This window comes from Endozoicomonas sp. ALD068 (assembly GCF_049310145.1).
Taxonomy (GTDB): Bacteria; Pseudomonadota; Gammaproteobacteria; order Pseudomonadales; family Endozoicomonadaceae; genus Endozoicomonas_A.
In genome coordinates this window covers 2033456-2055346 of the sequence record NZ_JBLYNU010000004.1, presented here as the reverse complement: position 1 = coordinate 2055346, position 21891 = coordinate 2033456, and the positions used below count along the sequence as shown (strand labels likewise).

The window sequence follows — 21891 nt, the reverse complement described above, 5'->3', positions numbered from 1 at the left end:
AGTCTTTAATACCTGACTAGCCCACTGGGGATTTCAACATAACGCTGAATGGCATAGAATGTCGACAGAATGTTGAGAGGGTTCTTGAGTTGAAGATTACATTTGCGGAAGCAGCACAAAAGTACCTTGCCACCCTGTTGGAGAAACAGAATGTGGAGGGTATTGGGGTGCGCCTGTTCGTTACCCAGCCCGGTACTCCTTATGCTGAAACCTGCCTTGCCTACTGCAAACCCGGAGAGGAAAAGGAAGGAGATCTGATTCTTGAGCTGGAATACTTCAATTGCCATGTAGAAGGAAAAAGTGAACAGTACCTGGAAGACGCTGTTGTTGATTTCTCCGAAGATAAACTGGGTGGCCAGCTGACTATCAAAGCGCCGAATGCCAAATTGCCCCAAGTCAGTGAAGACAGTCCACTGGACGAGAAAATCAACTATTTCCTACAGACCGAAATCAATCCGGGGCTGGCTTCTCACGGTGGTGTTGTTTCTCTGGTTGAGATTGATGAGGATGTTGCTGTTTTGCAGTTTGGTGGTGGTTGCCAGGGCTGCAGTGCAGTAGATCTGACTTTGAAAGACGGTGTCGAGAAAACTCTGATTGAACGAATTCCTGAGTTGAAAGGCGTCAGGGATGTGACAGATCACAGCATTACCGAGAATGCCTACTTTAAGTAAAAGGCTGTCTGTCTTAAGAGCCGGTTTATAGACTAATGGCACTCCTATAAGCGAGTCCATTCTTTCCATAAACCGGTTTTTTTTGCGCTGGAAAATGGTAGAAATAGCGAATCAGCATCATTTTTATATGTATGTACAATATACAATCATATTTATTGCTATTAATTGAAGTGAGGCTTCGTTCGAACTTTGAAACTCATATAAAAAAAAGAGGGACTGAGTGTTAATCAGTCCACATTTGTCTGGGAGGGTATGGCAATCAAGCAATTATCTGACAGTAATGGGGTTGTCTAATTCCTCTTTGAAACAACGATGGTTCAGAGCTTGCCCGGCTGTATATCTCTTCTCTGGATTGGCTTCCAGTAGCTTAGGCAAGAGTTCTAAAATCATGAAACGATGCCCGGATCGAGTCTCTCTTTCCAATGTTTTATTACAGGCATCTTTTAATGTTTCGGCATAATCAACGATGGCCTTTCTGGAAGTCTTCAGCTTACCGGTGTTTTGCAGGGTCTCAACTATGTGTCCATCAGTAATGCTCTGGCACTCTCCAGGAGCAATACAATGAGCCATAGAAGCCATAGTGACACCCAGCGCCGAGATATCACCAGCTGTCTCATAGAAGCCATAGTGACACCCAGCGCCGAGATATCACCAGCTGTCTCATAACCTTTTCGTGGGAGAAAGCTTCTGGTGGCAAAAGTTCTGGATGAGGAACGTTAAAGATCGTTTCAGAAAAGTATTTTACCCGGTTCATCATGGATTTATCATGAAGTGCAGCACTGTCCTGATGTTCGGTTGCCATGTCAAAACCATCGAATCTAATCTGGTTATTATCTTCAACAATACATTCTTTACTGACACAGCCGTGGGCAAAACTTTTGCTATGGATGTAAACCAGACATTACAAAACGGGTTTTATTTTGTCTGTAAATGGTTTTAAGGACTCTCAGGCCTTAGGGCAGACCAGTGCTGCGGGTGATCCCGAATAGGCTTTGAATGTTTTTCCATCTGCCTCAACAAGGCTTGGTAAATAGCTGGCTCCTGTATCCTGTGTTCCTTTTTTTTGGTGCAGCTTCTTCAAGTTTGATATTTCGCAAAAATGCGTAGAACCAACTTTCTTTATATTGTTTTTCCAGTGTGGGTAATTTATTGGTTGGTTGGGCTAGACCGGGTGTAGGAAGGGCTTTCATGGTAATCGTCCTTGATTGATCAATATTCACACCATAGATGAAAATGTAAATAAAATGACTGTGCTGGATGATATTGCTAAAACAGTGCCTTGATTGATTTCTATCTTTGATTAGGATGTTGGGTTAACTCATTTTTTTCTATAAAAAAACTGGATTTCACTGGATTGGCATTAAATGAAGTCGAATCTCATTACACAGGCAGGCAAAGACAAGCTTGAAAAAGAGCTGCATGACCTCTGGCGGCATAAGAGACCGAAAGTGACTCAGGCAGTTTCTGAAGCTGCGGCGTTGGGTGACCGAAGTGAGAATGCAGAGTATAAGGAAGGGAAAAGACTGCTGAGAGAAATTGATCGAAGAATTCGCTTTCTCACCAGGCGGCTTGATGTTATCAAAGTGGTGGATTATTCACCTGAGCAGGAGGGCAAGGCTTTTTTTGGTGCCTGGGTGGAAGTCGAGAATGAGGAAGGAGAAGTGCTCCAATGCCGGATTGTGGGGTCTGATGAAATTGACGTCAAGCGAGGGCACATAACCGTTGATTCACCCATGGCCAGGGCTTTAATCGGTAAGCAGGTTGACGATGAAGTACTGGTCAGGACGCCGGAGGGAAACAAAATCTGGTTTATCAACAAGATACAATACAAGCCTTTCCATTGACTTTGATGACAATTTCGGTCCTGGATCTTGTAACCAGAGTTCATAACAAAAGCGCAGAGCCTTTTGCTGTATTTTTACCTATGTTGGTTTTAGGGTGTATGACAGTTGGCCATAAACGTATATCATAATGTGCCCTTTTTCGTAGTGTTTCTGGTTTTTCCAGTAAATAAAGAACCTGTGAAACGGTATAAGCAAGTCATACTGTCAAATTTCTTCGTTGCCAAGATCATCCAATCTTGCGGCTCCCAGTGTACACACTTGGTAGAAGCCAACCTTGATATTGAATCTCGCGCGGACCGCACACTGTGTACAGAAGTGTTACACGGTGCGCACCACTATAAAGTGCTGACCAATCACTTGCTGCCGGAAGTTTGCCCGATTTGTGCTGCTATCCTGGCTAGAAGAATCAGTAATATGCCAAAAAAGCGGTTGATTTCTTCCAGTTTTCCCGATGAAGTTTGTGTGGAAGTGCCAGAATCACAAATGGACCTATTATCTGGTCTGACAGATAGAGATAGATATACTTGGAACTAAAGAGGTCACACAAGGACATCAATTCGATTTGTTTTAAAGGATGCTGACACAGTCATAAACTGACCGTGTCAGACTGTTAATTATTCTGCAATTCTTGCAGGAAGTAGGTTTTTTAACTTCTCCCTCATATCACGCAGGCTTTTCTCTGTAGTTTCCCAGTCAATGCAGGCATCGGTAATCGATACACCGTATTTCAAGTCTTCAAGGTTTGCAGGCACTTTCTGGGCACCCCAGCCAATGTTGCTTTCTATCATGAGGCCCACAACAGATTTGTTGCCTTCGATAATCTGATTAGTCACGTTTTCCATGACCAAAGGCTGAAGCGCCGGGTCTTTGTTAGAGTTAGCGTGAGAGCAATCAACCATAACGTTTGGCTTGATGCCGGCATTCTCAAGCTCCTGCTCGCAAAGAGTTATGCTGACAGAGTCATAGTTGGGCTTGCCGTTACCACCGCGCAGAACAATGTGACCATATTGGTTCCCCTTGGTACGCGTGACAGCTACCTGTCCATAGCCATCAATACCCAGGAAACGATGAGGATTGGATACTGAGTTCAGAGCGTTGATCGCTACTTCCAAGCCACCATCGGTACCGTTTTTGAAACCCACAGCCGAAGACAAACCACTGGCCATTTCACGGTGGGTCTGGGATTCAGTGGTCCGGGCACCAATAGCAGACCAGGATACCAGATCCTGCAGGTATTGTGGGGAGATAGGATCCAGAGCTTCGGTGGCAGAAGGCATACCAAGCTCGGCAACATCCATCAGCAGGCGACGGCCAGTGTGCAGACCTTCTTCAATCTTGAAGGTGTCATTGAGGTGTGGGTCGTTAATCAGACCTTTCCAGCCAACAGTGGTGCGTGGCTTTTCGAAATAGACGCGCATGACCAGATAGAGAGTGTCGCTAAGCTCATCTGCCAGTTTCTTTAGACGTCCGGCATAATCCATGGCCGCATCAACATCATGGATAGAGCAGGGGCCTACCACAACAAAAAGACGATGATCCTTGCCATCGAGAATATTGCGAATAACTTCACGGCCTTCGGAAACGGTTCGCTCAGCTGCTTCGCTCAGGGGAATTTCCTTTTTCAGCTGCTCTGGAGTGATCAGTAAGTCCTGAGATTCAATGTTCAGGTTTTCAATCGGTAATGCGGCCATTTGTTGCGCTCTCAACTTTGATTATTACTCCCTTCCGGGTTTGCGCCTTAGATTGCTCGCCCGGGTATGTATAAGTCGGGCTTGCAGAGTTCAGCGACGGTGATTCACTCTAATCAAGAACTGTGGCTGCTACAACCCTGTGAATAATAATTTTGCTTAATTTAAGTCGTTGCTACTATTGTGAAATCTTGCTGGTTTACATTAGGTAACGAATACCCAGCACCAGCAGAATAGTAGCCAGAATCATACGCATTATGTTCTCTGGCATGTATTTGCCAACTTTAGTGCCCAGATAAATGGCTGGGAGTGAACCAATCATCAGCGCTCCCAGAAGGTTAAAATCAACATTGCCCAGCAAGGTATGACCTATCCCGGCAACGAGGGTTAGTGGTACTGCATGTGCCAATTCAGTGCCGACTACTCTTACAGAAACCAGTGCAGGGTATATCAGTAAGAGAATTGCTGTTCCCAGTGCCCCGGCTCCTACAGATGACAGGGTGACCAGAACGCCCAGGACCATCCCCATAAATACGGTAAAGTACTTCAGTCTGTTTCCAGACAGCACTTTTCTGTTGTAAAACTGCATTTTTTTCAATTTGTTGCTAAATATAAGCACCAGTGCTGTTAAGGTAAGCATAAAGCCAAGGCAGGTAGTAAGTATCGGGCTATAATGATCGCTTCCAGTGAAAAGATATTTCAACAGGAATATAGTAGCCACAGTCGCTGGGATACTTCCCATACACAGTAGTTTGACGAGTCGCCAGTTAACACTATTTTGTCGATGATGAACCCAGACGCCACTGACTTTGGTCAGGGCGGCATACAACAGGTCTGTACCTATTGCTATGTGAGCCGGAAATCCAAATAAAAGGAGTAGCGGAGTCATCAGTGACCCGCCTCCTATGCCGGTTAAGCCAACGGCAAAGCCCACGCTGGCACCCGCTGAAATGTAGAGCAATGTGTCCATAAAATATGGTCTAAAGTTATAAGTAGCTCAGGCGATGTTTGAAATCATGATTAAAGCTGCATGATTCACTGGTAACTGTAGCGACCGGCTTGTATTCTTGGAAGTAATTAAATGATATTCTCTTATGCCGCTATGAACTAAGAGTGCTTGTATTTTTTCACGCTATGGGTAGACGTTAGCTCGACCGGAGGCCATCAATGAAGCTGCAACAACTGCGCTATATCTGGGAGGTCGCTCACCATGATCTCAATGTATCCGCCACAGCGCAGAGTTTATATACCTCGCAACCTGGTATCAGCAAACAGATTCGTCTGCTTGAAGATGAACTGGGTGTTGAGGTGTTTGCCCGCAGCGGTAAACATCTGACCCGAATCACCCCGGCTGGTGAAAAAATTATAGAAACTGCGGGTGAAATTCTAAGAAAAGTCGAAAGCATCAAACAGGTGGCACAAGAGTTCAGTGATGAACGTAAAGGCTCTCTGTCCATTGCTACGACTCATACCCAGGCACGTTACGCGCTGCCTGACATCATCAATAACTTTATTTCCCAGTATCCAGATGTGTCCCTGCACATGCATCAGGGTGCTCCGATCCAGATTGCCGAGATGGCCGCTGACGGTGTTGTCGATTTTGCCATTGCGACCGAAGCGCTCGAACTCTTTAACGATCTGGTGATGATGCCCTGCTATCGCTGGAATCGCTGTGTGCTTGTCCCGAAAGATCATCCGCTGGCACAAATATCTGAACTGACACTTCAGGATGTTGCCCGACATCCTTTGGTGACTTATGTATTTGGTTTTACAGGTCGTTCCAAGCTGGATGAGGCTTTTATGAATGAAGGCTTGTCGCCCAGAGTTGTCTTCACGGCAACCGATGCTGATGTCATTAAAACCTATGTAAGATTAAAGCTGGGTGTGGGGATTGTTGCGAAGATGGCCTATGACCCAGAGCTGGATTCCGACCTGGTTCCCCTGAATGCGGATCACCTGTTTGAACCCAGTGTCACCAAGATTGGTTTCAGAAGAGGGACCTTCCTGCGCGGATTTATGTATGACTTCATCCAGCATTTTGCGCCACATTTGACGAAAGAGGTTGTGCAGGAAGCGATTTCAAGACATAACAAAGCCGAGGTAGATGAACTGTTCTCTGGTGTTCAGCTACCCGATCACTGACTTTTATTTCCTTTGAAGTGGCGGCTGCATTACGCAGCCTGCCGATTCAGCACTTCCTTCACCAGCTTGAAGTAAACGGTGTAGACTCTCGGTTCCTGACCGTCTTCCTCAACGACAAAAAACGGAGCCTTGTCTACCTGGTAGTGATCGGCCAGAAGTGCACCCTCGCTCGAAGTTTCACCTTCCTTGGCAATCAGTACCTGGTCAATTTTTTCAAGGTGACCGGAGCTTTGTAGTCGCTCCAGAACTTCACTGCATTTTTTGCAGGGGCTACCGTCCGCCATTATTTTTTTGACCATGGTGATTTTCATCAAGAGACTCCTGTGGCTGGTTTGCGGTTTATTTTATTATGAAAACGTTGTTTTTTCTTCGCTCGTGGTTATTTATTCAAAGAAAGTTTCGAGAGCTGTCATCAGGTTTTTTACCTTGGTTATGGATTCCTGATATTCTTGGTGACAGTCTGAATCTGCAACAATGGCACCTCCACCCCAGCAGCGAAGCTTTTGATTATGAGCAACCAGAGTCCTGATGGTAATGCTGGTGTCCATCTTGTTGTTACAGCTGATATAGCCAATAGCGCCGCAGTATACGTTTCTGGCGACAGCTTCAAGTTCACGAATGATTTCCATGGACCTGATTTTTGGGGCGCCGGTGACTGAACCACCCGGGAAGGCACCTTCCATCAGTTCGAGAATGCTGTGTTCCTGACTCAGTTCACCGGTCACGGTGCTGACCAGGTGATGAACATTAGCATAACTTTCCAGCTCAAACAGTCTGGGAACGTTTATGCTTCCGGGCTTGCAGACTTTACCGAGATCGTTTCTCAACAGGTCAACAATCATCAGATTCTCAGAGCGATCTTTTTCGCTAGCCAATAATTCTTCAGCATGGGTAAGATCTTCTTCAGGTGTTTCACCTCTGGGTCTTGTACCTTTTATGGGGTGAGTTTCTACCTTGGAATCAGTCACTTTTATAAAACGTTCTGGCGAGTGACTCAGAACAGTGACATCGAGATGAGACAGGTAAGCAGAATAGGGCGCTGGACTCACTTTCCTGAGATGTTTGTATGCCTGCCAGCAATCGCCATTGAATCGACTGGTAAATTCCTGTGTCAGATTTACTTCATAGGTATCACCTGCAAGTATGTAGTCCTGAACTTTATTGAAGGCGGATTCATACTCTGATTCGCTGATGGTAGTAGAAAATTTTTCCTGCAACTGAAATGGCGATGAATCCTCGAGGCCTGCTTTGTTATGGATGAGAGCAAGAATACTTTCCCGGTTACTCTCTGGCATATCAGGGTGACTGAAAAAGACGGTTTTTTGTTGATGGTGGTCGGAAATAATGGCCCAATGATAAAGACCTACGCTCATTAAAGGCGTTTCCAGCTGTCGAAACTGAATCCTTTCCGGCTCACTCAAACCGCAAAGCTCGTAGCCCCAAAATCCCATGGCGCCACCCGTGAAGGGTAATTCAGAGTGTTCTACTTCCGACATGGTTGCGAGTAAATTATCCAGAATCTTGAAAGGGGACCGATCGCTCTCAACCCGACTTTCACCGGATAGACGATTGATGGTCTTTATGCGGTAGTGGCTGTCTACAGTGACGACGGCCCAGGGATCAGCAGTGATGATGTCATAGCGATTGTGCTGCTCTTTCAAGGATGAGGAAGAGCAGCTGTCCAGATAACATGCCCAGGGTTGCTTGATAAAAGGCTCGAAATAAGGGCTGGAGTCACTCAGGTAGTCCAGTTCAACGATGAATAGCTCTTTCATAAAAGGCATAAAAATCCCGGGTCAGATCAGAGGCGCATTTTACCTTCAGAGTATTGTTGGCGCTACGGACTTTTCTGGTGTTTTATTGTTCAGGATTACTGTTTTCAAAGGCCGGTCAGGTTCTAAGAAATTAGTCTTAATTCAGTTGAAAGCAATATATATTGCAAAAATTTTTGCCAATTTTCAGATTGTTAACAATAATCTGTATTTTGAAGCATTACTAATGTATAAATGGCTTAAAAAAAGAATATTGTAAACAATTCTTATGCCAGAAAAGTTCGCAAACAAGGACCCGGTTCGTGTTGGGACTCAGTCGCAAGAGGCGATGGGCCTGCTGATCGGAGATATTACTTCGGGTCGTTTAAGTCAGGGCAGCAGAATCTCAGAGCCAGAGCTTTCAAGAAAGTACGGTGTCGGGCGTGGTCCTCTTCGAGAAGCGCTCTTGAAACTTGAAGCTGCCGGTCTCGTTGTTCGTGCTCCTCATGTGGGTGCCAGGGTAGTCACTCTTAGCCAGAATGAGTTGTCAGAAATTTTTGCCGTTCGGGAAGCGCTTGAGGGCATGGCGGCTCGATTGGCAGCAATCCATATGTCCGATCAACAACTGCTGGATCTCGAATTCCTGCTTGAAACACATGCCAGCCATATTAATGAGCACAGTGGCCAGTCATACATTGATCAGGAGGGTGATCTGGATTTTCATTACCGTGTGATCCATGGTTCCTGCAATCAGAGGCTGATACGTTCGCTCTGTGATGAGCTCTATCATCTGATTCAAATGTACCGAAAAACTTCAGGTCGTCCTGCTCGTCCTGAAGAAGCGTTGACTGAGCATCAGATGATCTTCAGGGCTCTGAAAGACCGTGATGGTGAGTTGGCCGAAATGTTGATGCGCCGTCATATTGTCCGGGCCAGAAAAGAAATTGAACAATTCATTGACTCCAATCACCAGCATGAACGAATGAAATAACCTTTGCCCCAGGGGCAAAATATTTTTTCTGGATAAATAGAGGACGTGAAATGAGTGATAAAAACAACGCCCTTGGTCGACTGATCGCTAAAGAGGGCATTGTTACCGCGCCTGGTGTATACGATGGTATCTCTGCTCGTCTGGGTGAAGAAGCGGGCTTTTCTGCACTGTATGGAAGTGGTGGTGCTATAGCTCGAAGCACAGGTGTTCCCGATATTGGTCTGCTGACCTTGACTGAAGTGGTCGAACGTGTCCGTCAAATCTGTGAAGCCACTTCACTTCCCGTGATTGCCGATGCGGATACCGGTTTCGGTAACGAAGTAAATGTCAGACGCACCGTAGAACTTTTCAGAAGCGCCGGAGTGTGTGGCTTTCACCTGGAAGATCAGGAATTTCCAAAGCGTTGCGGGCATCTGGATGGCAAGTCTCTGGTGTCCAGTGAAGAAATGTGCAGGAAAGTTTCCATTGCTGCCAAATACGCCGGTAATGTCACTGTCATAGCGCGAACGGATGCTATTGCGGTAACCGGCTTTGACGATGCAATCGAACGGGTCAAGGCCTATGTTGATGCGGGAGCAGATATGTTGTTCGTCGAAGCTCCCCAGACTATTAAGCAGATAGAAGAGATCGCGAGACAGGCACCTGGCCCGAAACTGATCAATATGTTCTACAGTGGCAAGACACCGCTGGTACCTACAGAAGATCTTAAAGCAATGGGCTATCAACTGATCATCATTCCTTCCGATCTGCAGAGAGCTGCAGTGACTGCTATGCGTGAAGTGCTTGAAGTCATTAAGCGTGACGGCAACAGCGGTGCCATTGCCAATGGCATGATGACGTTTCAGGAACGTGAGCGACTGGTTAAGACCGAAGAATTTCTGAATCCTTAGTGATGACACCTATTCAATAAGAAGAACGGAGAACGATCGTGGCAGAAAAGACGCTTTCCATTAAGAAGCCCGGTGGTGCTGGCCTGCGTGGTCAGTCTGCTGGTGAAACTGCACTCTGCACCGTTGGTAAAACTGGTTCAGGTCTGACTTATCGCGGTTATGATATCAAGGAACTGGCTGACAAGGCTCAGTTTGAAGAAGTGGCTTATCTGCTGCTTTACGGCAAGCTGCCCAATCAGTCCGAGCTGGAAGCCTATAAAACCCGTCTGAAAGGGATGCGTTCACTGCCTGATGCCCTGAAGGTGGTATTAGAGCAGGTTCCTGCGGGTGCGCACCCAATGGACGTTATGCGAACCGGTTGTTCAGTGTTGGGTAATCTGGAGACTGAGCATAGTTTCTCCGAACAACTGGATCACATCGATCGTATGCTGGCCATCTTCCCAGGCATGATCAATTATTGGTACAACTACAGTCATAAAGGCATTCGTATTAATGTAGATACCGAAGCTGATTCCATTGCTGAACAGTTCCTGTGGACTTTGCATGACAGCAAGCCAGAACCTCTGCACGTAAAGGTAATGCACGCTTCCCTGATCCTGTACGCCGAGCATGAATTTAATGCTTCCACCTTCACCGGCCGTGTCTGTGCTTCCACACTTTCTGACGTTCACAGCTGTGTAACGGCTGCGATTGGTTCTTTGCGTGGACCTCTGCATGGCGGTGCGAACGAAGCTGCCATGGCTATGATAGAGAACTGGCGCTCTGCCGATGAGGCAGAACGAAGCATCATGACCATGCTGGCTCGTAAGGATAAGATTATGGGCTTTGGCCATGCAATTTACCGTGAGTCTGACCCTCGTAACGCCATTATTAAAGAGTGGTCCAGAAAATTGTCTCAGCAGGTTGGCGATGAGTACTTGTATACTGTTTCCGAGCGTGTTGAAGCGGTCATGTGGCGCGAGAAGAAATTGTTCTGTAACGCTGACTTCTTTCACGCTTCTGCTTATCACTTTATGGGTATTCCAACCAAGCTGTTTACACCAATCTTTGTTTGTTCACGTGTTTCTGGCTGGACGGCACACGTTATGGAGCAACGTGCCAATAATCGTATTATCCGTCCTTCTGCTGACTACACAGGTCCGGAAACTGCCGAGTGGGTTGCGATCGAAGACCGTTTATAAAACAGAAGGCCTGAAGTTATGAACATTGCCTATCGCAAACCATTACGGGGAACTCAGCTGGATTATTTTGATACTCGTGCAGCCGTCGAAGCGATCCAGTCTGGTGCCTACGCAACTTTGCCATATACTTCCCGGGTTCTGGCTGAGCAGCTCGTTCGTCGCTGTGACCCCGAAACCCTGACGGACGCCCTGAAGCAAATCATAGAACGTAAGCGTGAGCTTGATTTTCCCTGGTATCCAGCCCGTGTCGTGTGTCATGACATTCTCGGCCAGACGGCTCTGGTTGATCTGGCTGGCCTGCGTGATGCGATTGCCGAACAGGGAGGTGATCCTGCCGAGGTTAATCCGGTTGTTCCCACGCAGTTGATTGTTGACCACTCTCTTGCTGTAGAGTTCGGAGGCTATGATCCGCAAGCTTTTGAAAAGAACCGTGCCATTGAAGATCGTCGTAATCAGGATCGCTTTCATTTTATTGAGTGGACCAAAACGGCTTTTAAAAATGTTGATGTTATCCCGGCGGGTAACGGCATCATGCACCAGATTAATCTGGAGAAAATGTCTCCGGTGATTCAGGCCCGTGATGGTGTCGCTTATCCGGACACCTGTGTGGGTACAGACAGCCATACGCCTCATGTTGATGCTTTGGGTGTTATTGCAATGGGTGTTGGTGGGCTGGAAGCTGAAACGGTTATGCTCGGGCGTCCTTCCATGATGCGTCTTCCAGAGATTATTGGTGTTGAGCTATCAGGCAAGCGCCAGCCCGGTATTACCGCAACCGATATTGTTCTGGCCATAACAGAGTTCCTGCGTAATGAGCGTGTTGTTTCTTCTTACCTCGAGTTCTTTGGTGAAGGTGCTGCGGATCTGACTATTGGTGACCGTGCCACTATTTCCAATATGACACCGGAGTTTGGTGCTTCTGCGAGCATGTTTTACATTGATGAGCAAACCATCGACTATCTAAAGCTTACAGGGCGTGAGCCGGAGCAGGTGACGCTGGTTGAAAATTATGCCAGGACAACCGGGCTCTGGGCTGATGATTTGAAAACTGCTGAATATGAGCGTGTACTCAGGTTTGACCTGTCCACTGTTGTTCGTAATATGGCGGGGCCATCAAACCCTCATCGTCGTCTGCCCACCTCTGAGCTGGCCAAGCGTGGCATTGCTGTAAATCTGGACAAAGCTCAGGCCGAAGAAAAAGCCGGTCTTCTGCCCGATGGTGCAGTGATCATTGCTGCGATCACCAGCTGTACTAATACCAGCAACCCTCGCAATGTTGTGGCTGCGGGCCTTGTTGCCAAAAAGGCGAATGAACTGGGTCTGGTGCGCAAGCACTGGGTTAAATCCTCTTTTGCGCCAGGCTCCAAAGTTGCCAGACTCTATCTTGAAGCGTCTGGTTTATTGCCTGAGCTTGAGAAACTGGGTTTTGGAATTGTCGCTTATGCCTGTACGACCTGTAACGGTATGAGTGGTGCCCTGGACCCGGACATCCAGAAAGAATTGATTGATCGCGACCTCTACTCTACAGCGGTATTATCTGGTAACCGAAACTTTGACGGCCGTATCCACCCCTATGCAAAGCAGGCCTTTCTGGCTTCTCCGCCTCTGGTAGTGGCATATGCCATTGCCGGTACCGTTCGTTTTGATATAGAAAAAGATGCACTCGGGACAGATAAATACGGCAATGTCGTCACTCTGAAAGACATCTGGCCAAGTGATGAAGATATTGATGCGATCGTTGCTGAAAATGTGAAACCAGAGCAGTTTAACGAAGTTTACATCCCTATGTTTGATCTGGATAGGGTAGAAGAAGCCAGTAGTCCGCTTTACGACTGGCGTCCAATGAGTACTTATATCCGTCGCCCTCCTTACTGGGAAGGAGCGCTGACTGGTGAGCGAACACTGAAGGGTATGCGTCCTCTGGCACTTTTGGGTGACAACATTACTACCGATCACCTGTCACCATCGAATGCCATTCTGGCGAGTTCTGCGGCTGGTGAATATCTGGCGAAAATGGGATTGCCTGAAGAAGATTACAACTCCTATGCCACACACCGTGGTGACCATTTGACCGCGCAGCGAGCGACCTTTGCTAATCCGAAACTGCTCAACGAAATGTGTCTGGATGACAGAGGCGCGGTGAAACAGGGTTCCCTTGCCCGTATTGAGCCTGAAGGTAAAGAAACCCGTATGTGGGAAGCGATTGAAACCTACATGAATCGCAAGCAACCACTGGTTATTGTTGCGGGTGCCGACTATGGCCAGGGGTCGTCCCGTGACTGGGCTGCGAAAGGGGTTCGTCTTGCCGGCGTTGAAGCTATTGTGGCTGAAGGTTTTGAACGTATCCACAGGACCAACCTGGTGGGTATGGGGGTTCTGCCACTTGAATTCAAGGATGGCACTACCCGTAAAACTCTGGGTCTGGACGGTACTGAAACTTATGATGTTCTGGGTGAGCCTGCTCCACGAGCGAATCTGACGCTGCTGATTCATCGTGCCAATGGTGAAACCTTGGAAGTAACTGTGACCTGTCGCCTTGATACACAAGAAGAAGTTTCTGTATACGCTGCTGGTGGTGTACTACAGCGATTTGCCAAAGACTTTCTGGAGGGCAAATAAGAATGTCGCATGTGCCTCAGATCAGGATACCAGCCAGTTATATTCGGGGTGGCACCAGTAAAGGAGTCTTCTTCACTCTGGAGGACCTCCCTGAGCGGGCGCAGATTCCCGGCGAAGTCCGGGATAACCTGTTGCTGCGGGTGATTGGCAGTCCCGATCCTTATGAAAAGCACACTGATGGAATGGGCGGGGCTACTTCGAGTACCAGTAAAATTGTCATTCTTTCTAAAAGCCGTCAGCCAGATCACGATGTGGATTACCTGTTCGGCCAAGTTTCCATTGATAAGCCTTTCATAGACTGGAGTGGCAACTGTGGCAACCTGACTGGTGCTGTCGGTGCTTTTGCCATCAGTAGAGGTCTGGTTGATCCCCGCCGTGTTCCGGAGAATGGTGTTTCCATGGTGCGCATCTGGCAGTCCAACATCAAAAAGACCATTGTTGCCCATGTGCCTGTCATCAATGGGGAGGTTCAGGAGACTGGGGACTTTGAGCTGGATGGTGTGACCTTTCCGGCGGCAGAAATTCAGTTGGAGTTTCTTGATCCAGCCGACGGCGATGGCGTTATGTTCCCAACGGGTAACTTGATTGATGATCTGGAAGTTCCCTCTCATGTTATAGAGAGTGGGACGCTGAAAGCTACGTTGATTAATGCGGGTATTCCAACCATTTTCCTGAATGCGCAAGAGCTGGGTTACTCCGGAGTCGAGTTGCAGGAAGCCATCAATGGTGATGAAGAGGCAGTGGCACGTTTTGAAACCATTCGTGCTCATGGTGCTGTCCGGATGGGGCTCATTGACCATGTAGATGGAGCTGCAAAACGTCAGCACACTCCCAAGGTTGCTTTTGTCGCCAGGCCTGCCCCATATACCACATCCAGTGGTAAAGAGATCAAAATGGATGATATTGATCTATTGGTGAGAGCCTTATCCATGGGCAAGCTTCACCACGCCATGATGGGAACTGCCGCAGTAGCCGTCGCCACTGCAGCCGCTATTCCCGGAACATTGGTAAACCTGGCTGCAGGTGGTGGTGAACGCAATACGGTTCGTTTCGGGCACCCTTCTGGCGTCTTGCGAGTTGGCGCGGAAGCTGCCCTGGAAAAGGGAGGCTGGACAGCGAAAAAAGCTATTATGAGCCGCAGTGCCCGGGTTCTGATGGAAGGCTGGGTAAGAGTCCCCGGGGATTCTTTTTAATTTGACAATCAAAACTCCATCGAATGTTACTTCAGCCGTCGTTTGAGGTGAGCAAGATCCATAATACGAGTAGAAATTTCTTCAACAGAGTAATCAGTACTGTTGATGTAGGGAATACGTTCCTTGCGATAAATCTGCTCAATCGTATGGATTTCAAACTGACATTGCTGGCTGGATGAATAGCGTGAGTTTGGCCGTCTTTCGTGGCGAATACCAGCCAGACGACCGGGATGAATCGTCAGGCCAAACAATTTGTCCCTGTGTGGCTGCAAGGGTTTGGGGAGCCTGAGCGGTTCATCCAGATCTTCTTCTGTGATCGGATAGTTCGCTGCGAATATGCCAAACTGCAGGCCCAGGTAAATGCAGGACGGGGTTTTACCACTTCTGGAGGCCCCCAGCAGAATAATATCTGCCTTGTCATAATTTCTTGTTTTTGCACCGTCATCATTATCAAGAGCGAACTGAACAGCTTCTATACGTCGGTGGTAAATGTGGCTGTGAGTTGTGGAACGTTTTTTGCCCGTTCTATAGAGGGGGTGTTGGCCGAACTCATGCTCAAGACCCGGCAGAAAAGTTTCGAAGAGGTCTATTATATAAGCACCACTGGTGTGGAGTATGCGACTGACGTCTTCATTCAGAACTGTCATGAAGACGACAGGTCTTATCTGTTCTACTTTGTGAATGCTGTGAATCTTTTCAATCAGCTGAATGGTTTTTACAGTGGAATCTATATAAGGGAAGGTAACATGTTGAAACTCATAGCCTTCAAACTGCGCGAGGAGACTCTGTCCGAACGACTCTGCAGTGATTCCTGTGCCATCTGAGACGAAAATTGCCGTTCTTTTCACTTTTTTTCCTTCAAGGTATTTCATTTTATAACAAAATCTAACATAGTGTACCTACCGTAACACGGAAGCGATAGGCTGGACTGAATCTGGTATAACAGACGTTTGTCTTTTGTACAAAAAAGCCAAGAGTTGGCCATAAGCATACAAGCACGCCTGGCTAACCGAAACAGCCATAAGCAGATAGAAAAGAGCGGGGAATGCTGCTTTGAATAATTTTGTAGTAGGCCTGGAAACTCTGGGCATGGGAGACGTCGAAAAAGTCGGCGGCAAGAACGCCTCTTTAGGCGAGATGATCAGTGGCTTAAGCAAGGCCGGGGTAAAAGTCCCGGGTGGTTTTGCAACAACGGCCGAGGCTTATCGGGACTTTCTCGATGGCAACGGACTTTATCAAAGAATTCATAGCCTGTTGGATGACCTGGACATCAATGATATACGGGCGCTGACCACTGCTGGCGCTAAAATCCGTCGCTGGATTATGGAGGAACCTTTCAGGCCGGAACTGGAAGAGTCCATTATTAAAGCTTACCAGTCTCTTTCCGGGAGTGATGACCTGCCAGTAGCGGTCCGCTCGTCAGCGACTGCGGAAGATCTTCCCGATGCCTCTTTTGCAGGTCAACAAGAGACTTTTCTGAATATTCGCGGTGCAAAAAACGTGCTGATTGCTGTTCGCGAAGTGTTTGCCTCGCTCTTTAACGATCGTGCTATTGCTTACCGTGTTCATCAGGGCTTTGATCACAGGAATGTAGCACTGTCTGCCGGTATTCAGAGAATGGTGCGCAGCGAGACCGGTTCTTCCGGGGTTCTGTTCTCTCTGGATACAGAGTCCGGTTTTGATCAGGCCGTGTTTATTACGGCTTCTTACGGTTTGGGTGAGACAGTTGTTCAGGGTGCTGTTAATCCGGATGAATTTTACGTCTATAAGCCTGCTGTCAAAGCTGGACGTCCCGGTATTCTGAGACGTACTCTGGGCAGCAAGGCGATCAAGATGATCTATGGCCACAGCGGTTCGGCAGGTCGTTCGGTAGAAACGGTAGATGTGGATCTGGATGCCAGAGGGCAGTTTTCAATCAACGATGAGGATGTCACTGAGTTGTGCCGTCAGGCCATGGCTATTGAAGCGCATTACGGTTGTCCAATGGATGTTGAATGGGCTAAAGATGGTGATGATCAGCAGCTCTACATTGTTCAGGCTCGTCCTGAAACTGTACAAAGCCAGAGCAGTGGCAGAAAGCTGGAAAGCTTCATCCTTAAAGAGAAGGGCGAATTGCTGGCTGAAGGTCGCAGTATTGGCCAGAAAATCGGTCAGGGTAGAGTTCGCCTGATCGAAGATATTGATGAGATGGACAAGGTTCAGGAAGGCGATGTTCTGGTCACTGATATGACTGATCCTGATTGGGAACCAGTTATGAAGCGGGCTTCTGCCATCGTGACTAACCGGGGTGGCAGAACCTGTCATGCAGCCATTATTGCTCGTGAGTTGGGTATTCCTGCGGTTGTGGGTTGTGGCGATGCGACCTTCAGGCTCAGGGAAGGTACTCCTGTAACCGTTTCTTGTGCAGAAGGGGATACCGGTTTTATATACGAGGGCCTTTTAAACTTCGAGCACAAGGTTCGTGATCTGGATGTCATGCCGGAGTTGCCTTTCAAGCTGATGATGAACGTAGGTAATCCGGATCGTGCTTTCAGTTTCTCTCGTACACCCAACAAAGGTGTAGGTCTGGCAAGACTTGAATTCATCATCAACAAAATGATTGGTGTGCATCCGAAAGCCCTGCTGAATTTTGACAAGCTGCCTGTGGATGTGAAGCGACAGGTAGGTGAGCGCATATCAGGCTACAGCAGTCCGGTAGACTTTTATGTTGAAAAACTGGTTGAGGGAGTCTCCACCATTGCGGCCGCCTTTGCACCGGAAAAGGTCATTGTTCGTCTGTCTGACTTCAAGTCTAATGAGTACTTCAATCTGGTGGGTGGTCACCTCTATGAGCCCAATGAAGAGAACCCAATGTTGGGTTTCCGGGGGGCATCACGCTATATTTCTGAAGATTTTCAGGATTGTTTCGAACTCGAATGCCGGGCTATGAAGCGGGTGCGTGATGAAATGGGGCTGACCAATGTTGAGCTGATGGTACCTTTTGTCAGAACCCCGGAAGAAGCGGGTCAGGTCGTTTCCATCATGGAGAAGTTTGGCCTGAAGCGAGGTGAAAACGGTCTTCGAGTCATCATGATGTGCGAGTTGCCTTCTAATGCGTTGATGGCCGATGACTTCCTGCAATACTTTGATGGTTTCTCCATTGGCTCTAATGATATGACTCAGCTGACATTGGGTCTGGACAGGGATTCTGGCCTGATAGCCCATCTCTTTGATGAGCGTAATCCTGCTATCAAGCAGTTATTGTCGATGGCTATTCAGGCTTGTAGAAGGCAGGGTAAGTATGTGGGTATCTGTGGACAGGGTCCGAGTGACCATCCTGACTTCGCCAAATGGTTGATGGAAGAGGGTATAGAGACTGTATCTCTTAATCCGGATTCTGTGCTGGAAACCTGGCTGTACCTTGCTGACAATGAGTCTCAATAGCGATGAACCCTAAATGAAGCCCGTAATGCGGGCTTCATCATTTCTCTTTATATTCACTATTCACTTCCTTTGTCTTCTTCACTTCATTGATTCCTGTACACTTTTTGTCGGCAAACCTTGTTCATAAAAGAAGGAAAAAAGAATGACTCAGTTTACTACCCCGGATCTTTGTGATGATTTTCCTGAAAAGATCTCCGTTGTTGAACCGGGTTTCAGAAACTTTGGTGGCGTTAATGCTTTTCATGGACAGGTCGTGACCTTGAAGTGTTTTGAAGATAATTCTCTGGTTCGTGAGTGGGTAGGGCAGCCGGGAGAAGGCAGAGTGTTAGTGGTTGATGGCGGTGGTTCCATGCGCAAGGCCATGTTGGGCGATATGCTGGCAGAGCGTGCCGTTGAAAACGGTTGGGCAGGCATTATTATTTATGGCTGCATCAGGGATGTCGATATTATTGCCGATTTACCGCTGGGTGTTCAGGCGCTGGGCTGTCATCCCATGAAGACAGATAAAAAAGGCGTGGGTGAAAGCAATCTGGTCGTCTCTTTTCACGGTGTTGATTTTGTACCTGAGGGCTATGTTTACGCCGATAATAATGGAATTCTTTTCTCCCGAGAGCAGTTGATATGACGCAATCTTGAAGGAGGGTTGAAAAAAGCCTGCTGTTAGACCACACGAAAGGATGATTGGGTCATCGATGAATGATCATGGCGTATTTTTCAATATCAATGTTTCCGCCTGAAGCGATGATTACAGTTGTTTTTCCCCTGAACTTTTCTGAGTGCTGCAATAGTGCCCCGAGTCCAATAGCGCCACTGGGCTCGAGGATTAGCTTCAGTTTGGAAGCCGCAAATCGTATGCCTTCGTGAACAAACTCTTCATCAACGGCCAGGCCGACGACCTTTGAATTCTGTATGATTGAGAGATTCTTTTCCCCCGGGCTTAAAGCTTGAAGGGCATCACAGGAGCTGAATAGTTTGCCATCTGCTCTGGCGCGCTGCCCCTCTTCAATCGACAAAGTCATTCCTTCGTACCCGGAGGGTTCAATAGCCAGCACTTGGGTATCAGGGTAGTTCACAGTATTAAAAACCATGCTCGAACCGGCGGCCAGGCTACCGCCACCGGTCGGGCATAACAGGAAATGGCAGGTCTCTCCCATCTGTTCAAGTTGTTCGGAAGCTTCCATGGCGACAGCTGACTGACCCTGAATCAGAGTAGCATCATCAAAAGGGTGAAGCAGAGAGTAGTCATGCTGCCGGGAAAGTCTAACGGCCTCTGCGGCGGCTGCCTCCTCTCTGGATGGTTCGGATTGGTAACAGAGTTTAACGTCTGCACCATGGGCGCGGGCACTTTCTATCTTGTTCTTCGGGGCATCAGCGGGCATAACAAGGTGAACATCAATGCCCAATATCTCGCCTGCTGCAGCCAGTCCTCTGGCAAAGTTGCCGGAAGAATAAGCAATAACGCCTCGTGATTTCTCGTGTTTAGTGAGTTTTAGTAGTCTGTAGAGGGCTCCCCTGAATTTAAACGCGCCGGTTTTTTGCAGAGACTCAGCTTTCACAAATACTTTGCCTTGGACCCTGGCTCCCAGTTCTTCACTGGGAATCATAGGTGTCTTTCGAGTGTAGCTCTGCAGGCTTTGATAGATTTCCTTCAGGGTTTTTAAGTCAGGGATAGGCATAGAGGTTCCATTTTGTACAACTCAGTACAGAATAGACACAATGAAGGGGGCGGGAGTTCCTATCGGTATGGAAAATGGCGTGCAATAAGAAACAGCTCTTCATCTGTTGAAGATGAAGAGCTGTTACAGGTACTAAAATTTGTCAGAAAGCTCCAAAATTTCCCACAATCAATTAAGGCACTATCGGTTCTTCTGGATCACGTGTGTGATGTGGTCAAAGTATCCTGTCCCAACTTCTTTCTGAGGGCATGAAAAGGTGTAGCCTCGTTCAAATGCAGCCTGCTCGGGTTGCTGAACCATTTCTGCGTAATGTTTCATGCCCTCTCCCTTACCGTAGTGATAAGCCAGATCAAACATGTTGTGCCACATACTGTGGATACCTGCCAGTGTGATGAACTGGAATTTGTAACCCATCTCACTTAGTTCATCCTGGAAGCGAGCAATGGTTTTATCGTCCATGTTCTTTTTCCAGTTAAAGGATGAAGAGCAGTTATAAGCCAGTAGTTGATTCGGGTATTCGGAACGAATAGCCTGGGCAAAGGTTCTTGCTTCGTCCAGATCCGGTGTCTCTGATTCATACCAGAGCAGGTCGGCAAAAGGTGCGTAAGCCAGTCCCCGGGCAATCGCCTGTTCAATACCCTTGCGGGTGCGATAGAAGCCTTCTTTGGTTCTCTCGCCGGTCAGGAAAGGCTGATCATAGTCATCGATATCAGAGGTGATCAGATCAGCTGTGCTGGCATCGGTTCTTGCCATAAGCAAAGTCGGAACTCCAGCGACATCTGCGGCCAGTCGAGCAGAAATCAGTTTGTCAACAGCTTCCTGGGTAGGAACAAGAACTTTTCCTCCCATGTGTCCGCACTTTTTGACAGAAGCCAGCTGGTCTTCAAAGTGAACACCCGCAGCGCCAGCTTCGATCATGCTTTTCATCAGCTCGTAAGTGTTACGGACTCCACCAAAGCCATCTTCACCATCGGCAATGATGGGAGCGAACATATCTCTGTATCCTGTATCGCCTGGTTCGATACCATTTTTCCATTGGATCTGATCTGCTCTCATGAAGCTGTTGTTCATTCTTTCGATTAACGCCGGTACCGAATCTACCGGATAGAGAGATTGATCGGGGTACATGGAGCTGGCCGAATTATTGTCGGCAGCCACCTGCCAGCCAGACAGGTAAACGGCTTCCAGTCCCGCTTTAACTTGCTGCAGTGCCTGACCCCCTGTCAGAGACCCCAGACTGTTTACGTAACCCTTGCGTGACTTGTTTTCATAGAGTAGAGTCCAGAGTTTCTCTGCTCCCATTTGTGCAAAGGTATTTTCTACCTTAATGGAACCGCGCAGACGGACGACATCCTCAGCTTTGTAGGTGCGTTTTACATTGGCCCAACGAGGATTTTCTGACCAGTCCTGTTCGATACGGGCAATCTCTTCAGCGCGATTATAAGTTGACATTGTATCGCCTCTCCTGAAAATCAAACGGTTGTTTGTCAAGGCAATTTCAATCTATAACAAAAGATAACAAACTTGATAATTTATTATGGTTATAGTGAATATTCTCATCAAAAATGTCACAATATCCTTCCCTTGCCACTACATAGTTGGCTCTTTTACTGAAAAACTCTTCTTTATAACCGGAAAGTTAATGTCACAAGACTTCCGGAAGCTTTAAAGCAGTATTCTCTGGATTCAGGTGTCCTGAAGTGTCATTCAAAGAGCTTGCTGCTGCTTATAGCAATAAATGGGGCGTTTTTCAGGATCAGAGGATTGTTTGACTTTGCAGCAGGGGGATAACTATTCTTGGCCATCTGGCGAACCGCTTCAG

19 protein-coding genes are annotated in these 21891 nt (G+C 47.5%); 11 read left to right on the top strand and 8 right to left on the bottom strand.

Annotation, left to right across the window (positions count from 1 at the left end):
* Nucleotides 1-89: 89 nt before the first annotated feature.
* Nucleotides 90-671, top strand: coding sequence for a Fe-S biogenesis protein NfuA (gene nfuA / locus ACO6V5_RS07410; protein ID WP_422133664.1), 582 nt, complete (start codon nucleotides 90-92; stop codon nucleotides 669-671).
* 267 nt (nucleotides 672-938) lie between these two features.
* Here nfuA and ACO6V5_RS07405 read toward each other — a convergent pair whose 3' ends face one another.
* Nucleotides 939-1250, bottom strand: a complete 312-nt coding sequence (locus ACO6V5_RS07405) for a hypothetical protein (protein ID WP_422133665.1) — start codon at nucleotides 1248-1250, stop codon at nucleotides 939-941.
* 785 nt (nucleotides 1251-2035) lie between these two features.
* Here ACO6V5_RS07405 and greB point away from each other — a divergent pair.
* Both greB and ACO6V5_RS07395 read left to right on the top strand, forming a co-directional pair.
* The gene (greB, locus tag ACO6V5_RS07400) at nucleotides 2036-2515 is read left to right on the top strand and encodes a transcription elongation factor GreB (RefSeq protein ID WP_422133666.1); all 480 of its coding nucleotides are present in this window, start codon (nucleotides 2036-2038) and stop codon (nucleotides 2513-2515) included.
* A gap of 105 nt (nucleotides 2516-2620) precedes the next feature.
* Nucleotides 2621-3049: a hypothetical protein gene (locus ACO6V5_RS07395; RefSeq protein ID WP_422408961.1), complete on the top strand. Its 429-nt coding sequence runs from the start codon at nucleotides 2621-2623 to the stop codon at nucleotides 3047-3049.
* A gap of 80 nt (nucleotides 3050-3129) precedes the next feature.
* On the opposite strand, the gene ACO6V5_RS07390 is transcribed toward ACO6V5_RS07395, so the two are convergent.
* Together ACO6V5_RS07390 and ACO6V5_RS07385 are read right to left on the bottom strand one after the other, a co-directional pair.
* Nucleotides 3130-4206, bottom strand: coding sequence for a 3-deoxy-7-phosphoheptulonate synthase (locus ACO6V5_RS07390; protein ID WP_422137916.1), 1077 nt, complete (start codon nucleotides 4204-4206; stop codon nucleotides 3130-3132).
* 196 nt (nucleotides 4207-4402) lie between these two features.
* Nucleotides 4403-5173, bottom strand: coding sequence for a sulfite exporter TauE/SafE family protein (locus ACO6V5_RS07385; protein WP_422133669.1), 771 nt, complete (start codon nucleotides 5171-5173; stop codon nucleotides 4403-4405).
* Nucleotides 5174-5370: 197 nt separating this feature from the next.
* Here ACO6V5_RS07385 and cysB point away from each other — a divergent pair, with 197 nt between their 5' ends.
* A complete protein-coding gene (cysB, locus tag ACO6V5_RS07380) occupies nucleotides 5371-6345 on the top strand; it encodes an HTH-type transcriptional regulator CysB (RefSeq protein ID WP_422133670.1) in 975 nt (324 codons plus the stop codon).
* 29 nt (nucleotides 6346-6374) lie between these two features.
* On the opposite strand, the gene ACO6V5_RS07375 is transcribed toward cysB, so the two are convergent.
* Together ACO6V5_RS07375 and pabB are read right to left on the bottom strand one after the other, a co-directional pair.
* Nucleotides 6375-6656, bottom strand: a complete 282-nt coding sequence (locus tag ACO6V5_RS07375; RefSeq protein WP_422133671.1) for a hypothetical protein — start codon at nucleotides 6654-6656, stop codon at nucleotides 6375-6377.
* Between the two features lie 72 nt (nucleotides 6657-6728).
* Nucleotides 6729-8120 carry an aminodeoxychorismate synthase component I gene (gene pabB / locus ACO6V5_RS07370; protein ID WP_422408958.1) on the bottom strand — a complete coding sequence of 464 codons (1392 nt, stop codon included), beginning with the start codon at nucleotides 8118-8120 and terminating at the stop codon, nucleotides 6729-6731.
* A 265-nt stretch (nucleotides 8121-8385) separates the two neighbouring features.
* On the opposite strand from pabB, the gene ACO6V5_RS07365 reads away from it, so the two are divergent.
* The 5 genes from ACO6V5_RS07365 to prpF are packed head-to-tail and all read left to right on the top strand — an operon-like array spanning nucleotide 8386 to nucleotide 14970.
* On the top strand, nucleotides 8386-9087 hold the full coding sequence (locus ACO6V5_RS07365; RefSeq protein ID WP_422408956.1) for a GntR family transcriptional regulator: 702 nt from the start codon (nucleotides 8386-8388) through the stop codon (nucleotides 9085-9087).
* 50 nt (nucleotides 9088-9137) lie between these two features.
* Complete coding sequence (locus tag ACO6V5_RS07360; RefSeq protein WP_422133674.1) at nucleotides 9138-9977, top strand: isocitrate lyase/PEP mutase family protein; 840 nt, start codon at nucleotides 9138-9140, stop codon at nucleotides 9975-9977.
* A 38-nt stretch (nucleotides 9978-10015) separates the two neighbouring features.
* On the top strand, nucleotides 10016-11158 hold the full coding sequence (gene prpC, locus ACO6V5_RS07355) for a bifunctional 2-methylcitrate synthase/citrate synthase (protein WP_422137917.1): 1143 nt from the start codon (nucleotides 10016-10018) through the stop codon (nucleotides 11156-11158).
* An 18-nt stretch (nucleotides 11159-11176) separates the two neighbouring features.
* The gene (acnD, locus tag ACO6V5_RS07350; protein ID WP_422408953.1) at nucleotides 11177-13777 is read left to right on the top strand and encodes a Fe/S-dependent 2-methylisocitrate dehydratase AcnD; all 2601 of its coding nucleotides are present in this window, start codon (nucleotides 11177-11179) and stop codon (nucleotides 13775-13777) included.
* Nucleotides 13778-13779: 2 nt separating this feature from the next.
* Entirely contained in the window at nucleotides 13780-14970 is a 1191-nt protein-coding gene (gene prpF, locus ACO6V5_RS07345; protein WP_422133677.1) for a 2-methylaconitate cis-trans isomerase PrpF, read from the top strand.
* A gap of 26 nt (nucleotides 14971-14996) precedes the next feature.
* Here prpF and ppsR read toward each other — a convergent pair whose 3' ends face one another.
* Nucleotides 14997-15818 carry a posphoenolpyruvate synthetase regulatory kinase/phosphorylase PpsR gene (gene ppsR / locus ACO6V5_RS07340; RefSeq protein ID WP_422133678.1) on the bottom strand — a complete coding sequence of 274 codons (822 nt, stop codon included), beginning with the start codon at nucleotides 15816-15818 and terminating at the stop codon, nucleotides 14997-14999.
* 205 nt (nucleotides 15819-16023) lie between these two features.
* Between ppsR and ppsA the strand changes: the two genes are divergently transcribed.
* A complete protein-coding gene (gene ppsA / locus ACO6V5_RS07335; RefSeq protein ID WP_422137920.1) occupies nucleotides 16024-18393 on the top strand; it encodes a phosphoenolpyruvate synthase in 2370 nt (789 codons plus the stop codon).
* A gap of 142 nt (nucleotides 18394-18535) precedes the next feature.
* Complete coding sequence (gene rraA / locus ACO6V5_RS07330; RefSeq protein ID WP_422133680.1) at nucleotides 18536-19018, top strand: ribonuclease E activity regulator RraA; 483 nt, start codon at nucleotides 18536-18538, stop codon at nucleotides 19016-19018.
* Between the two features lie 61 nt (nucleotides 19019-19079).
* Here the strand turns inward: rraA and ACO6V5_RS07325 are convergent, their stop codons facing one another.
* Complete coding sequence (locus ACO6V5_RS07325) at nucleotides 19080-20069, bottom strand: threonine ammonia-lyase (RefSeq protein ID WP_422408949.1); 990 nt, start codon at nucleotides 20067-20069, stop codon at nucleotides 19080-19082.
* A gap of 180 nt (nucleotides 20070-20249) precedes the next feature.
* On the bottom strand, nucleotides 20250-21521 hold the full coding sequence (aceA, locus tag ACO6V5_RS07320) for an isocitrate lyase (RefSeq protein ID WP_422133682.1): 1272 nt from the start codon (nucleotides 21519-21521) through the stop codon (nucleotides 20250-20252).
* Nucleotides 21522-21891 lie beyond the last annotated feature (370 nt).

Coding starts and splice junctions, on each gene's coding strand:
- aceA (WP_422133682.1), bottom strand. CDS start 21,521: ATGTCAACTTATAATCGCGCTGAAGAGATTGCCCGTATCGAACAGGAC.
- ACO6V5_RS07390 (WP_422137916.1), bottom strand. CDS start 4,206: ATGGCCGCATTACCGATTGAAAACCTGAACATTGAATCTCAGGACTTA.
- cysB (WP_422133670.1), top strand. CDS start 5,371: ATGAAGCTGCAACAACTGCGCTATATCTGGGAGGTCGCTCACCATGAT.
- ACO6V5_RS07405 (WP_422133665.1), bottom strand. CDS start 1,250: ATGGCTTCTATGGCTCATTGTATTGCTCCTGGAGAGTGCCAGAGCATT.
- ACO6V5_RS07375 (WP_422133671.1), bottom strand. CDS start 6,656: ATGAAAATCACCATGGTCAAAAAAATAATGGCGGACGGTAGCCCCTGC.
- pabB (WP_422408958.1), bottom strand. CDS start 8,120: ATGAAAGAGCTATTCATCGTTGAACTGGACTACCTGAGTGACTCCAGC.
- greB (WP_422133666.1), top strand. CDS start 2,036: ATGAAGTCGAATCTCATTACACAGGCAGGCAAAGACAAGCTTGAAAAA.
- acnD (WP_422408953.1), top strand. CDS start 11,177: ATGAACATTGCCTATCGCAAACCATTACGGGGAACTCAGCTGGATTAT.
- rraA (WP_422133680.1), top strand. CDS start 18,536: ATGACTCAGTTTACTACCCCGGATCTTTGTGATGATTTTCCTGAAAAG.
- ACO6V5_RS07360 (WP_422133674.1), top strand. CDS start 9,138: ATGAGTGATAAAAACAACGCCCTTGGTCGACTGATCGCTAAAGAGGGC.
- ACO6V5_RS07365 (WP_422408956.1), top strand. CDS start 8,386: ATGCCAGAAAAGTTCGCAAACAAGGACCCGGTTCGTGTTGGGACTCAG.
- ACO6V5_RS07325 (WP_422408949.1), bottom strand. CDS start 20,069: ATGCCTATCCCTGACTTAAAAACCCTGAAGGAAATCTATCAAAGCCTG.
- ACO6V5_RS07385 (WP_422133669.1), bottom strand. CDS start 5,173: ATGGACACATTGCTCTACATTTCAGCGGGTGCCAGCGTGGGCTTTGCC.
- prpF (WP_422133677.1), top strand. CDS start 13,780: ATGTCGCATGTGCCTCAGATCAGGATACCAGCCAGTTATATTCGGGGT.